Genomic DNA, 15,303 nt, shown 5'->3' on the forward strand with positions numbered 1-15,303 from the left:
AGTTTTCAGTATGCAGTAATATCCTTATTGTTTATGTGACTTATTTCACTGGTGATGATTTAAGCAAGTAAAATGTTGGTGAGTTCTTATAAGCCAGAATCCGATGGCAGATTCTGGCTTTAGAGTGGGATTAGTTGGATTATTCGCAGGCGATCACGAGGTTACGTCCACGATTTTTAGCTTTGTAGAGGCAACGATCAGCAGCTGAAAGTGCTTTTGAAACATCAGTACTCTGCCATTCAGTGATGCCGATGCTTACGGTGACGGGCTCGGCATGCTCTAGCCCAAGAGAATAGAGCAATTGGCTTTCGACACGATGACGGATTCGCTCGGCGATGATAACGCCATACTCAAGGCTTGTTTCTGGCAAAATTAGTGCAAACTCTTCACCGCCCATCCGGCCAAATACATCATTGCCCCGGATTTCACTTGATACTAACGTACAAAATGTTTTAAGAACCGCATCGCCAGCAGGATGCCCATAGGTATCATTGATGGTTTTGAAGTGATCGAGGTCGAGCATACACACACAGGCGGGAATATTCATTCGCCTGATATCATCTGCCATGGACAATAAGGCTCGTCGGTTTAATACGCCCGTTAATGGGTCTTGTCTAACGAGTTCTACGAGCTGTGACTCTTTGTGTTTAATGGTTGAGGCCATGCTTGAAAATGCATTGAACAGGTCACCAATTTCATCGTCTCGTAGCATGTACTCGGTTTTCACTTTTCGCCCCATGGAAAGATCGCCCACACGGCGGCGCAATATGGCAATTGGGGCGGCAATATAGCGTGATAGCGACAAGGTAAGAATGATAAACAGGATCAGTGTGATCATTAGGTACAACAGCACTTCTCGTAGTAGTTCATCACACTGTTTTTCCAATTCCTGCATGGGAACAAACACCAACATGCTGACGCCGTATTTGTGTGCGTCAGGAGCGTTCGGTGCGTATCTAAAGTGGACTAAGTGCCGTTTTAAGGAGACAGGAATATTAATGTTGACCAGTACACCACCTAAATCATTGCGTATTTGCGGCTGGCTTGTTTGGTTGATCTTATGACGAGCAAGTTGCTCCTCTTTTAAGTAGCTGGTGGCGGATAGGAGCTGCATGTTTTCATTCAGTACCAGCGCCACATCAACCTCTTTGAAGTCGTTCGCCAATAGGTTTTTCTTGATCTCAAAGAGTTGGTCTTCAACTTGAGTTTTATCCAGCACCACGGTGTAAAAGCCAATCAACTCTTTTTTACAATTGAGCATTGGGCGCGAGTAAAAGTAGGTTTCTGTTTCGAAAATAAGTCCGAGGTCGGCGACTTTGTCACTACTTGCAAGTTCAACGATTGTTTTTGGTAACTGCTTTCGTTCCCGCAGTACCAGTAAGCGGCTGTTTAACTCACGATTGGCGGCCGAGTTTTCTTCGCCCCGGTTCTTTAGCGCATAAATGGCATTTTCCACTTCACGCTCTTGGCGCACGGCTTCAGGGTATTGCTTGGACCACTGCTCATAAGAATCATAAAGTCGATCGACAGTTAAGTCGGATAATACTCGCGTGTTAAGAATGTTCTGCCGCAGCACGTAACGGTTACTGCTATTTGGTGAGAGTGTCGAAAAACTGACTATCCCGTTTAGATCAGACACGATAAGCGCGGAAAAACCATTGCCATAACTCAATGCACTGGAAGCCATTTCCGCGATTGGGCGTTGCCCTTCAAAACAACGGTTAAGCTCCAGACTCAGGCGATCAAACTCGTCAAAACGCCCCTCTATCGAGTGACCAAGCTCGTGTGCTCCCAATGTGGCCGCAAGTTGGCTACTTTGAAACACATGATCAATGATGATTTTTTCTCGTGCTTGATAATAAGCATAACTAAACAAAACTATGGATATTGCCAAAGGCAACAATATCAAAAACACTTTAACACTGAGTTTATTCATCCACTATATTTCTTTGATCTTGTGGGGTAATGATGCCGAGATTCTTAATAACAGTGAGGTCGCCGTTATTAAACTGCCCTAGATACATCGGCAAATTAAAGTGATGATCGACCCGTAGGCTGACTTTAGCATCACCGTCATAGAGCGTTATATTTTGCAACTGATTAACGGTTGTCTCTTTATTGAATTCTCCTGAAGCTTCAATGGCTTTTTTAAGAATGAACATCAAATCATAATGCGATTTACTTGAGTAAGTGACGACACTTTCGTAACCATGGAACTTGCGATAATCCTCGACAAACTTTTGCGCCGTAGAGGTGTCGAGTTCATTAAAGAAATGGAGCGCAGTCAGTACCCCATTTAATGCCGCACTGTCGACATTACTTAAGTAGGTTTCATCGGCTGCAAATGCGACCACTTGGATGTTGCGACCAAAATCAAAATTGGCCATTTGAGAGAGGAACTGGAAGCCGTCTGCGCCAGGCAAAATTAGCATCAGCGTTTGGGCGCCCGAGTCTTTGATGCGTTGGAAGACGGGCTGGTAGTTTTCTACACCAAATGCAGTGAACTCGACGTTGGTTACCTGACCATGATTTCGGTCAACCTCTTCAACAATGTGCTCCGACATTTTATGTGGCCAAATATAGTCGTAACCAAAGATATAAAATTTATCACCGACATTTTCGGTTAGATAAGGAACGACAGGAGTAATGTAATGTTCAGGGATGGTGCTGTAGCAGATCAAGTAGCGACTAAAATGTCGTCCTTCATAGTCGATGCCGTAAAGCATTGGTGTTTTAAACTCATCGGCGATCTCTGACATTGCATAGCGTGATGAACTGCTCACTGGCCCAAGCAATGCGAACACATTCTCAACCTGAACGAGCTCACGGCTAAAGGCGACGGTTTTGGCTGGATCTGTTTGATTATCTTTTACGATGAGGCTTAACGGTCGACCAAGCACACCACCTTGAGCGTTAATTTGATCCACCGCTAACTGAGCGCCTTTTAATGCTTGTTGTCCATATACCGCGAATGTTCCGGTTAACGGCAACACCACTCCGACCTTTATCGGCTCTTTCGCTGGCGAGCAGCTAAATAAAAACACGCAAATAAAGGCCACAAATAATGGCCTATTTGGTACCCACTTTTTCATCACCACACGCTACCTGAATAATGTTATCAACTTATTTATTAATAAAAGTCCACAAACTTGGGTTAGTAAAGATGTTACATTTTCAAGTCTATAGTTTAATTATTATTAATTTTATCAGGCGTTTTTATAAAAACCATAGTGCCGACATATGGTTTGGCGTCAAAAATACGTCAATATTTAGCTTTTTATGATATTAAAAGCATATATTTTATGTGGTTAATTTTACATAGTGTGAATTTACATTGTAAATTCACACTATGTTGCATATAAGGTTCACTTCTTTTGAGCTCTCAATATAAACATTTGGTCTAATTACTTTCGGCAATACCAATAATACGTTTAATCATGTCATCGGCAGTAACACTTTTGTCTCGATAAAAGCGGAAGATTGCGGAGTTCATGGCTTGTTGAGCGACGGGATTAAGCGCCATCGAGTCAGTCATACTAGGGGCCGCACGCCCTTGTTGAACTGCGCGTTTGAAGTCTTGATAGGATTGTTGCTGACAGTCATTGAAATGGCGCATATCAATATCAAGCCGAGGTGGAATGGAACCCTTAAGCTTATTGAAGCGGATCTGAAAATCACGATTCGCCATAATAGTCGCCAGCTTATTCGCTTGTTGATGGGAGGTCATGTTGCCAGACATGAAGATAAAGCTGTCCATATTGTAGAGGAAAATGTCATGGGATTGTGGTGCTGGATAACAAGCGATCTGCTGGGGGACTGACTTACCGCGGGCAAGTAAGTCTCCGAGAATCCAATCTCCTCCCAATTGAAACAGCGCACGGTCTTCTGCAAGTGCTTGGGTGGCGGTATCCCACTTTTGATTAGGTTCGAGCTTTTCAAGTAATAAACTGAGTCGGCGAAACTTCTTAAGCGCACGGCGCATTTGAGGGGAATCAATCTGTTCCGGTTTTAACTGCACCAATGCTGTTTTGTAAAACTCAACACCACCATAGGCAATGATCAAGCTTTCAAAAAGCTGGGCGATTTGCCACGGTTGTTCGCCAATTGCCAGCGGGATAATTCCTTGAGCTTTAGCGGCTTCCATAGCGGACAACATCTCTTCCCACGTTTGTGGCGGAGTGAGCTGAAGTTTGCTGAGCAAGGTGTTGTTAACCCACAACCAGTTTAAGCGATGCAATGTCATGGGGAGCGCAACATAACCATTGATGGTCTTATTGATATCAATGGCAAGTGGGTACAAGGTTTGTTCCCAACGCTGAGCGTTTGCGGTTGGGTTTAAGTTGTAGAGAATGCCAATGGCATCCCACGCTTTAATACTGGGTCCCTCGATTTGTGCAAAGGTGGGAGTATTCCCTGCCAATGCGCGTGCTTGAAGCACAGTAAGTGCGCTGTCCCCTCCGCCTCCGGTTACTGGCGACATCGAAATGGGCATATTGTGTTTTTCTAACTCTTGTTTTAGTTCATTGAGAGCTCGCTGTTCACCTTGTGATGTCCACCAATGGAGGAATTCTACTTGGGCCATTGTTGTGTGGCTAAATAGCAAAGAAGTCATCAGTGCCATTGTTTTTGTCATATTAGCCTCTTGGAAATATCAAACTTGCGTTAAGCCCACCGTTTGAAGTGAGGCTGAGTTGTAAATGCCCACCGTGCGCTTTAGCAATGCTTTGAGAGATGGTTAAGCCAAGTCCATTGCCTTCTTGTGTTGAATCCGCCCGAAAGTACGGAGCGCACAGCTTTTCTAGTACGTCGGCTGTTAAGCCATTCCCTTCATCGGTGATGGTAAGGATTAACGCTTTCTCACCGTCTTCAATGTTGATTTTGGCGCAAGTGCCATATTTGACGGCATTATCGATAAGGTTTTGTAGGCAACGCTTCATGGCAAGAGGTTTACCAATAAAAGGCTGTACTGCTTGGCCGTAGATAACAACTTGTTCTTGTTTATAGGGCAAGTTCTCAGTGATGTGGTGTAGCATTTGGTTAATGTCAATCGGTTCGACATCTTCATGAATGTCCGTTTCCCGTATACACTGCAACGCCCCTTTGACCATGAGATCCAAGTCATTCGCGAGTCGTGAAAATCGTTCTCTGTCACGATCGTCATCCAGCATTTCTGCTCGTAGCTTAAGGCAGGCAATAGGGGTTTTTAAGTCATGAGAGATCGAGCCAAATAACATATCTCTATCTTGAATGTAGCTGTCGATACGACGATTCATCTTGTTGAAAGCTCGAACGGCGGCACGCAGCTCGTTACTGCCTTCCTCTTTTACTTCAGGCACGTTTAAGCGACTCGACATCAAGGTTGCCGCCTTAGCGAGACGGCGCATCGGGCGAATCTCTTTGCGTACAACAAACCACGTACAAATTAAGAGCAATAGTGCAGACAAAGCTAAGGTCAGCCACTCTCGAACATCAAAATAACGGGTATGAAGCTGGATATAAGGAGCTGGAAGTACGGCTGCGAGATAAAACCATTCATTCGGTGCGACTTCGACTTGGATGACAAGAATGGGAGGATTGAGTGCACCATACGAGAGCGAATAATGAGCCCACAACATAGGAAGCTCATCGATAGGTAATTCATTATTGAAGACTCTGAGCTTATCCCGACGGGTAAACTCAACATGGATATTGCCAATTTCAGACAATTCATTTGCAAGGACGTCATGAACCTCGTTTATTACAAGGGACTTACGTTCGCTCTCGGGGAGTGGAGCCATATCGATTTGGTGATTGTTTAGGGAGACAAAGAAGCGGGTGCCTCCCATGTTCCTCAATTGGTTGAGTACTAAATGGCGATACTCCACAGGCAACGTCTGGAAGAAAGAGACGGTAGAGGATGCGCTCATCGCAAGGCTTCGCACTGTTGTCACTAGCCCTTGCTTGTCGCGATTACTGGTGTGTTGATACCAAATTGCCCCGGCAAGCAACTGCGCAAGAATGATCACGGTAAGAAGAAACAAGCTGGTACGGGTGGCAAGGGAGTTGGACCAGAATCTAACGTTCATAATGGACGTCCGTGGTCAGCATGTACCCTTTGTTACGTACTGTGAGGATTAAGGAGCGATCTTTGTCTTCCAAGTGATGACGCAAACGGCTGATTTGGACATCGATTCCACGCTCAAATGGATCCGCATCTCGACCCCATATTTCACGAGCAATATCATCTCTGGATAAAATGGATTCGGCATGTGTGACAAAGAGGCTCAGCAAAGAGATATCTGCCCCACTAAGTTGTTTGATGTGATTGGTGGGCAAATGAATGAGTTGGCGTGTGACGGTATTCAATTGCCAGTCAGCAAAACTGACTTTCTTTGCTAACGTTGAGCTGCTAGTCAGCTGGCTACGACGTAAGATGGTTTTGATGCGCGCAAGTAGCTCTCGGGGGCTGAAAGATTTGGTGATGTAGTCATCGGCTCCCATTTCTAATCCTGCGACACGGTCTGCTTCTTCAGCAACGGCGGTGAGCATAATAATAGGGACGTCTGAGGTACGTCGCAGCTTCTGACACAATGTAAATCCATCGTCGCCGGGCATCATAATATCTAAAATAATCAGATCAGGCTTGTGTTGGCCAAGCAATGCCCACATAGCCTCACCATTCTCAGCCCCTAAAACGAGAAAACCGGCCTTACCTAAATAGTCGGAAAGTGCTTCGCGAAGCTCAGCGTTGTCGTCCACGACTAAAATCAACTTATCGTCCATGTATTACCTCCCAGTCATACCGCCGCTAATGATGCGACAAGTTCGATCTGGTCTCAATTGATGGAAATATAAATTGCTGTATGAGTGGTGCCTTTTTTGTAAGGGTTTACTTACAAACGCATGACTGTGAAGAGACTTGCAATGTTTCATTTAACTTGTTGAATCCCTCGCAAACCACTGACCAAAAAGAGCCCCGCATGGATACGGGGCAATACACCAAAGTAAGGGGGTAGGTGCAGTTATTCGGCAGTGCAGCCAACTTGGATACTTCAGATTTGCTAACAATACTGGTTTTTGGCCTCAGCTGCTGATGAGTTTTGTAACGTCTTTGTAAGTGAACACTTACATCCAAGAATATCCTTTAACTAACATGATTTTCTCATATAGACAATCACTAAAAGTAAACTTAAGTACTAGTTTTTGGCTGATTTCCCCATTCATTTTGTTGATTAGTTTTCTTTAATTGATATTATTTATCAATAATTAATATATTTATAAATAAAGATTAATACTTTTTGCTTGCTGGCGATCGGGATGAGGTTTTGACCAACCTAATGTGACCAACATAGGCGATACATAATGAAATATCTTGGATTTAAGCAGTACGTTTTGATTGCAGTAACCGTGTTAGTGACACTTTCGGTGTCTCTTACCAGTTACTATTTCTATCTTCAACGCAAGGATGCACTCATTGAAGCCATCAATAACTCAGGATCAGAGTATGTATTTAAGCAGGCCAGTGTTATCCAGACACGGTTACTTGAAAAAACAGAGGGATTAACAAAGCTAGGCCAACTTTTTCAGAAAAATGAAATTATAGGTAGCGCTGAAGATCATATCAATTTGACTCACACAATTGCTGCGGCCATGAATCTCAATAGTTCGGTAGTCGGGTTTGATAATGGTGATGCGTATTGGAACCAAACATCCGCTAACTGGCCGAATCACAAGCTTAATCGCGATGTAAGAACTCGTTCGTGGTATCAACAAGGGCAAAATAGCCATACCGCGACGATGACCGACCCTTACTTAGGAACAGACTCAGATATCTATTGGATCAGCCTAGTTCAGAAAACGGCCAATGGGATGATCTCTGTCGACATGCAATTGTCGTTTTTAAATGAACTTGCTAAAGCAGTGAAAGAGCGAGAAGGCGCCTTAGGTGTGATTCTGACTGATGATGCAACAATTTTAGCTTCGTCAGAAACCAATCTAAAAGCGGGCAACAATGCAACTCAATATGAATGGCTAAAGAATATTGCGAATCAATCAATTGGAAAACAAGAGTTTGTGACTCAGGCCGTTGTGGATGAGCGCGAAAAAATGTTTTTCAGCTATCGCATCGATATCGAGAACAAAAGCTGGTACTTCTTAATCGGTTTAGACAAAGAGCTAGAATTTGCCGTTTTGAAAGGAGCTCGAAACAGCGCCATTATGGGTACACTCATTGCGACGATCATTAGTGCTTTGATTGTTTTTGTCGTGATCCAACTGCTTTATCGCCCAGTCGTTGCATTAAAACAGACGGTGCAGAGCTTATCGCAAGGTGAAGGGGATCTAACGCAGCGGTTAGAAGTGCGTAGTCACGACGATCTAGGACAAATCTCTCATGGTTTTAACCTGTTTATTGAACAGATCCAAGGCATCATCACTGAGGTGCAAACGGTAAGTATCCAGTTATCGGAGAAAGTGGAGCAGCTGCATCAACAGAGTAATCATAATGCCGACATTCTAGCCCAGCACGCGACTGAAACAGAGCAGGTGGTAACAGCCGTTGAAGAGATGAGTGCAACAGCCGATTCCGTTGCGAAAGATGCTGTTGCGACCGCTAATCATACAGCTGAAGCGAATATCGCTGGGGCCACCTCCAAAGAAATAGTCATGACAGCGAAAGGCAACATATCAGCGCTTGTTAATGATATGGAAGAAGCCACTGAACATGTGACTAACATGAGCAATGAAACCCAGAATATCAATCAGATTTTAACGGTGATTAGTGACATTGCTGAGCAAACCAATTTGTTAGCGCTCAATGCAGCGATTGAAGCTGCTCGTGCGGGTGAGCAAGGACGCGGATTTGCCGTCGTTGCGGATGAAGTACGTAGCCTTGCCAGTCGTACCAAAAATAGCACTGAAGAAATTGAAGCGGCGCTCAAAGAGCTACTGTCAGGTAATCAATCCGTAGTGAATTCAATCAAAGCGACCAAAACACGTTGTCTAGAAACCTCTACTGATATTGGCAATGTTGAAGCAAGCCTTGAGAAAATTACTGATCGTGTGGTTGAAATTGATGATCTTAGCTCTCAAGTGGCGACTGCATCTGAAGAGCAAAGCAGTGTCACTCAAGAAATTAGCCGCAATCTGACCGCGATTAATACCATCGTGGGAGAAATGAACGACAGTGCATCATCAGTTAAGGATGAAGCTTCGAACATTGCGATGATTAACCGTAACCTTGAACAAATTGTCTCTCGTTTCAAACTGTAAGCCTTTCTTAGCAGGCTCTTTCCCGAGCCTGCTTTCTCTACCTTTTCTTTTTCCTTAATACTTTTGGGTGTTTCTCGATTTGTCTTTCGATTGGGTCTATACCTAAGTAGATAACATGTGATTTCTTGCACAAATACGTTGTTTACAGAAAGGATTTTGTTGGCACCTCTTTCTGGAGTTGCCCGCTATAAGAATAAGTCGAGGAACAACTTCATGATTTTTAAGAACCTACCTTTACGATTTAAAATTGCGTTAGGAACAGGCATTCCATTGGTCTTATTGTCTTTTTTATCGTTTGTGGCGATAACAAGCTCAAGCTCGCAAGTGGAATCCAGTGGAATGGTGGACCATACCCACAAAGTGATTCAACAAGCGATGAAAATTGAAGCCGCTGCGGTAGATATGGAAACGGGGATGCGCGGCTATCTATTAGCTGGGAAAGAAGATTTTCTGACTCCTTATAAAAATGGTCAACAAGAGTTCCAAATTCTGGTGAGCGCACTAAAACAAACGGTGAGTGATAACCCGACACAGGTCAATCGATTAGGGGACATTGAATCAACCATTAGCGCTTGGCTAAGTAATGTAACGGAACCCACCATTCAGCTTCGAAGAGTCATTGGTGATGCGAAAACCATGGATGATGTCTCTGATTTGGTTGCACAAGCTCGGGGTAAAGTGTACTTCGATAAGTTCAGAGAGCAGGTTAGCTTATTCATTGAACGCGAAACCAAGCTATTAAAAGAGCGTCAACAGCAAAATGAAGACAACTTCAAAAGAAGTGTTCAACTGCTTAAGAGAATTGATGATGCAAGCTTTATGTCTGCCCAAGATTACAACGCACTGTCCTCTACACTAAGCCAATTAAAGGATGCAACCGGCTGGGTGAATCACACCCATAAAGTCATTGAAGCGGCGCAGAGTGTATTGGCAGCGGCGGCAGATATGGAAACGGGTATGCGTGGCTACCTATTAGCAGGTCGCGAGGAGTTTCTGGAACCTTACAATCAGGGCAGTATTACGTTTGAATCAAGTATTACGGCATTGAAAAAAACCGTGAGTGATAATCCAGCTCAGGTACAGCTCTTAGGTGAGATGAAAAGAACCATCAATGAGTGGCAAGTGAATATTGTGGAGCCCATGATCGCACTGCGCACCCAGATAGGCGACGCCAAAACCATGAACGATATGGCGGATCTTGTCGGTGAGGCGCGAGGTAAAGTGTACTTTGACAAATTCCGAGCACAAATTGCCGATTTCATTGAAATGGAAGATGCCTTGATGGTTAAGCGTCAAGCCGCAGCGAAAGATGCAGCCAGTACCACAACAAGCACCATTGTTGTCGGTACACTCATTGCAATTGCATTGGGCGTGGTAATTTCTTGGGTGGTGTTAAAAGCGATCACTGAGCCTGTTGCTGAAGTAGCTAAAGGCCTTGAGGAATTAGCGAATGGCAACCTGACTGCAACGATTAAAGTGGAGTCCAAAGATGAATTAGGTGTGATGGCGGATAGTTATAATCAGGCGGTCAGCAAAACCAATCAAGCGATGAAAGAAGTACTCACGACCACAGATGAGGTGGTTGAAGGTTCAGTTGCCATTACCGAAGCTAATAGCTTAATGGCAAAAGATCTTGAGGAGCAGTCTGATAAAGTCGCACAAATATCAGCGTCCATTGAACAGATGGCAGTCAGTATTCAAGAAGTGGCTTCGAAATCTGCGGATGCGACGTCGAATGCGCAAAGTGCAGGGGTGACGGCAAATTCTGGTGGCCAGATAGTACAGAATACCATTCAGGGAATGAATTCGATTAATGAGGCGGTGTCAGCATCATCGAGTAGCGTAACTGAACTGGGTAAACGCGGTGCTGAAATTGGCGAAATCATCAATGTGATCAACGACATTGCAGAGCAAACAAACTTACTCGCGCTTAACGCTGCGATTGAGGCGGCTCGGGCAGGGGAAGCGGGACGAGGTTTTGCGGTTGTTGCGGATGAAGTTCGTGCTCTAGCAGACAGAACAACGACAGCGACTCAAGAAATTGGGCAATCGATTGAAGCCATTCAAAGTGAAACTCAGCTTGCGGTTGAACGAATGGAAAGTGGTACCAACCACGTCCATGAAGGGCTCGACTTAGCGCAGCAAGCGGGCAGCAGTTTGGATGAAATTGTCGGCGGAGCGCAGCAAGTCGCCAGTATGATCGACAGTATTGCCGCCGCTGCGGAAGAGCAATCGCTGGCCAGTAGCGAAGTGGCCAAAAATGTTGAAGTGATCTCCGAAGTATCGCGCAATGCCAATGAGCAGGCGAATATGGCGGCATCGTCAGCCAAGATGCTAGCGTCGAAAGCTGAGGCGCTGAAGTCGATGGTGAATCAGTTCCGAGTTTAATACATTTCAATCACCGCCACAGTTGTGGCGGTTTTTTCTTGCACATTGCTGGCGAATTCTTCTACAATTCGCCACAACCTTTCATTCGGAGTTTACGCCAATATGAATCACTAAATCCTGTTATCCAAATATTACATTTTCTTTCGGATTTACAGGGTTAGTAGGCGTAGCTCGTCATTAATCTCATTACTCATCACTGAATCGATTTACTCAGGTTAGCTGCGTCTAATGCCCCTGTTACACAGGAGGCACTATGCCATTATTACATGCATCAAATATGACTTTTCGTTTTGCAAATGGAGAGGTTTTGTTTGAAAGCCTTTCATTTCGTCTTCAGCATCGCCGTGTTGGTATTGTTGGACGCAACGGTAGCGGAAAATCAGTGTTGTTATCCTTAATAACCGGCGAACGCTCGCCCTTTGCTGGACATCTCTTACGTGAAGGAAGCGTGGCTCAATATCGTCAACTTCCTTCTGATCTTTTAACCAATGACCAAACCATTGCGCAGTTTCTAAAACTCGATGTGGTGATTGATGCTTTGAACCGCGTTGAAAATGGTTGTTGCGATCCAGCGGACTTTGAAGCCATTGGTGATCAATGGCTGATACGTGAAGAACTGGCGCAACAACTGGCACAACTCAAGCTGCCAAATAACCCGGACCATTTATGCAAATATTTGTCAGGTGGGCAACTAGCACGGCTACAGCTTTGGCGACTGTTTCAGCACCCTAAGGACTTGTTGTTACTGGATGAGCCCAGTAATCATCTCGATAGTGCCGGAAAAGCGTGGTTGTTAGCAGAGATGGCGCGTTATTCAGGTGTGATTATTTTGGTCAGTCATGATCGTGCGTTGCTCAAAAACGTCGACCAAATATGGGAGCTCTCTCGTCTTGGGCTGCAACAATATGGCGGTAACTATGATGTTTATCGGCAACAAAAAGCACATGAGACAGCAGCGGTAGAGCGACAGTTATTGTCGATAAAGAACCAACAAAAACAACTTGAACGCCAAGCGCAGCGAGACCATGAAAAGGCTCAACGCAGAGCGGCTCAAGGTGTAAAACTCCGGCGAGAGGGAAGCCAAGCCAAACTGCTACTCAATGGTATGCGCAATTCAGCAGAACGCTCGGTTGGAGCGAGAAGAACCAATGAGCAAGTGCGACGAACCATGTTGGCACAGCAAGCCAATCAGGTTGCAAAACAAGTTGAACAACTAAAGCCGCAGAGTATGTCATTGGGACAGGGTGTGGCGAGCCGCAATACAGCGGTCTCTCTGATTAATGCTCAATTGCCTCATGGGTCAGCTGAACCCGTTCATATCACGTGTTCGATGCGTAAAAAACTGCACCTAAGTGGCGGTAATGGTTGTGGTAAGTCAACGCTGTTGAAGGTGTTGTTGGGTGATGTAGAACTGCTCTCTGGAGAAAAGCGGGTCAATGTTCCGTTGTTCTATCTCGATCAGCATTTTGACCGGTTATTACCAGAGCAGACATTGTTGGATAACTTAAGCCATTACTGTCCTCATCTTTGTGAGAGTGAAGTGAGAACACAACTCGCTGGTATCGGCTTTCGTCGTGATGCGGTCTGGCGTTTAGTCAAAGACGTTAGTGGGGGTGAAAAAATGAAACTAGCGATGTTGATCGTCACTCATCAAGCGACGCATCCATTTCTACTGTTGGATGAGCCGGACAATCATCTCGACCTTGACTCAAAGTTAATGTTAGCCAGTGCGTTAAATCGTTATCAAGGTGGCTTTATCCTTGTCAGCCATGATGAGGCGTTTGTGAAAGAGTGCGGAGTGGATGAGCAGTATTTACTGTAGCGACGGAAGTTAAATCGACAGAAACCTACCATTGAGTAAAGCTAATGCTAAAGTTTATGTAATAAGCGTCGGCAAATGATCGAGCAAGATACAACGAAAGCGTTATTGGCTACTGTCTTCATTGGAGGTGAAGCCGTGCGCGCTGGGTGTGTATGTGTATTGGCAATGTTGTTAACCGCTTGCCACTTTTACTTACATGATAGGGACTCAATTGAACCTACATATAATGGTGAGCAGCCTGTCTTGTCAGATAGTGCACCAACTTCAACAGCGCGTGTAACCAATATTTCGTTCACGGGTGATATGGTTGCGGGGACGATGCTCACCGCAACCATTTCTTGTCAGAATTGCCCTGGTGATATCTTCTATCGTTGGTATTTGGATGATGAGCTACGCAGCACAAGCGATCAGTATCTCTTTCTCTCTGCCGATAGCGACAAAACACTACGCTTAGAAGTCACTGTGACAGACCCAAATGGTGTTGTTTCCACACCCCAGTATGCGTTATTTCGACGTCAACAAACACAAACCATAGTAACCAACCCTTATGCTTTTGCAGCAATCTTAACCGATGGCAGCGTGGTAACGTGGGGTATTGCCTCAAATGGTGGGGACTCTAGCGCAGTGAGTTCAGACTTGGTTAATGTTCTCAGTATTACGCCCGGAGAAGGCGTATTTGCAGCGCTGAAAAGTGATGGCAGTGTCGTGACGTGGGGAGAAACATCGCGCGGAGGAGATTCGTCAGCCGTTGCTGATGAACTTGAAAATATCACCACCATTACTGCAAACGATTTTGCTTTTGCGGCTTTGAAAAACGACGGCACTGTGGTGACTTGGGGAGATGCAACTCGCGGTGGAGACAGCAGTGCTGTGCAAGCGCAGCTCACTAATATCGTTGAGATTACTAGCACCAATTTTGCGTTTGCAGCAAGAAAGGCAGATGGCACAGTGGTGGTTTGGGGAGACAGTTTACGTGGTGGAGACTTGGAGGGGCAAACACCTACGAATACCACACTGATATCTGGTAACGTCGGTGCATTTGTCGCCGTGGACCAATCGGGTTCGACGACATTTTGGGGCTTAGATGCTGCAGGAGGCAGTCCGGTTGGGGTTGTACCGAATTATGCCGCGGCAGACGTAACAAGTGTGACCGTAAATGATTATGCGTTCGCTATGACAAAAGCGAATGGTGATGTCACCGCCTACGGAAATGCAAGCTACGGTGGAGACATGGCAACGTTAGCTGCTCGTATTTCCAATGTTGCGTCTATTGTGGCCTCTGAATTTGGTTTTTCGGCATTGTTGAATGATGGCTCTGTCACCAGTTGGGGAAGTGTTGATGGGGTTGCTTATGGTGTGTCTGGTAACAGCAGTTTCTTAACACCTACGGTAGTGGATATTCAGTCCATCGTGGCGACGCGAGATGCCTTTGCTGCAATAGAGAGCGATCAAACGGTTGTTACTTGGGGCGATGCTGCGGAGGGTGGAGATAGCAGCGCAGTGAGTGCGTCTTTGACTGGTGTGCAGAGTATTACCGCTGCGCGAAGTGCCTTTGCGGCGATAAAAAATGACGGCTCAGTTGTGGCGTGGGGAGACGCGACACGTGGAGGGGATGCGTCACTGAATCTCACTGGAACGCTTGCTGACATAGATCAGCTATACAGTTCACTCTATGCCTTTGCAGCGATTAATGAAAATGGTGAGGTGGTGACATGGGGGCTGCTTTCTCACGCAGATAATAGTGCGGTAGCAGCGCAATTGGTGCCAGAAGTGGAAATGATAGAGGCCTCTTATTAGTGCAATGTTGCAGTGTACCACTCACAGAAAAATAAGAGCGCCACGAA

At 45.3% G+C, this 15,303-nt stretch carries 9 protein-coding genes; 4 read left to right on the top strand and 5 right to left on the bottom strand.

The genetic code is table 11. The features are described 5' to 3' along the window. Positions 1–139 precede the first annotated feature (139 nt). The 5 genes from ACQEXS_RS08650 to ACQEXS_RS08670 form a co-directional block, all read right to left on the bottom strand. Positions 140–1,936, bottom strand: a complete 1,797-nt coding sequence (locus ACQEXS_RS08650; RefSeq protein WP_427013528.1) for a diguanylate cyclase — start codon at positions 1,934–1,936, stop codon at positions 140–142. Then, positions 1,929–3,092, bottom strand: coding sequence for a substrate-binding protein (locus tag ACQEXS_RS08655; protein ID WP_427013529.1), 1,164 nt, complete (start codon positions 3,090–3,092; stop codon positions 1,929–1,931). The genes ACQEXS_RS08650 and ACQEXS_RS08655 overlap by 8 nt, the downstream gene beginning before the upstream one ends. A 308-nt stretch (positions 3,093–3,400) precedes the next feature. Then, entirely contained in the window at positions 3,401–4,633 is a 1,233-nt protein-coding gene (locus ACQEXS_RS08660; protein ID WP_427013530.1) for an ABC transporter substrate-binding protein, read from the bottom strand. Between the two features lies 1 nt (position 4,634). After that, entirely contained in the window at positions 4,635–6,065 is a 1,431-nt protein-coding gene (locus tag ACQEXS_RS08665) for an ATP-binding protein (protein WP_427013531.1), read from the bottom strand. Beyond that, the gene (locus ACQEXS_RS08670; protein WP_427013532.1) at positions 6,055–6,762 is read right to left on the bottom strand and encodes a response regulator; all 708 of its coding nucleotides are present in this window, start codon (positions 6,760–6,762) and stop codon (positions 6,055–6,057) included. The genes ACQEXS_RS08665 and ACQEXS_RS08670 overlap by 11 nt, the downstream gene beginning before the upstream one ends. 579 nt (positions 6,763–7,341) lie before the next feature. On the opposite strand from ACQEXS_RS08670, the gene ACQEXS_RS08675 reads away from it, so the two are divergent. The 4 genes from ACQEXS_RS08675 to ACQEXS_RS08690 all read left to right on the top strand — a co-directional run bounded on the left by ACQEXS_RS08675 (position 7,342) and on the right by ACQEXS_RS08690 (position 15,256). After that, positions 7,342–9,249 carry a methyl-accepting chemotaxis protein gene (locus ACQEXS_RS08675; RefSeq protein ID WP_427013533.1) on the top strand — a complete coding sequence of 636 codons (1,908 nt, stop codon included), beginning with the start codon at positions 7,342–7,344 and terminating at the stop codon, positions 9,247–9,249. A 213-nt stretch (positions 9,250–9,462) separates the two neighbouring features. Then, a complete protein-coding gene (locus ACQEXS_RS08680; RefSeq protein WP_427013534.1) occupies positions 9,463–11,637 on the top strand; it encodes a CHASE3 domain-containing protein in 2,175 nt (724 codons plus the stop codon). Between the two features lie 253 nt (positions 11,638–11,890). Next, positions 11,891–13,459 carry an ABC-F family ATP-binding cassette domain-containing protein gene (locus ACQEXS_RS08685; protein WP_427013535.1) on the top strand — a complete coding sequence of 523 codons (1,569 nt, stop codon included), beginning with the start codon at positions 11,891–11,893 and terminating at the stop codon, positions 13,457–13,459. A 75-nt stretch (positions 13,460–13,534) separates the two neighbouring features. Beyond that, positions 13,535–15,256 (top strand): RCC1 domain-containing protein, encoded by a 1,722-nt coding sequence (locus tag ACQEXS_RS08690; RefSeq protein ID WP_427013536.1) that lies wholly within the window; start codon positions 13,535–13,537, stop codon positions 15,254–15,256. The last annotated feature ends 47 nt before the right edge of the window (positions 15,257–15,303 follow it).

The sequence above is a fragment of the Vibrio sp. TRT 17S01 genome (assembly GCF_050113695.1).
Lineage (GTDB): Bacteria > Pseudomonadota > Gammaproteobacteria > Enterobacterales > Vibrionaceae > Vibrio.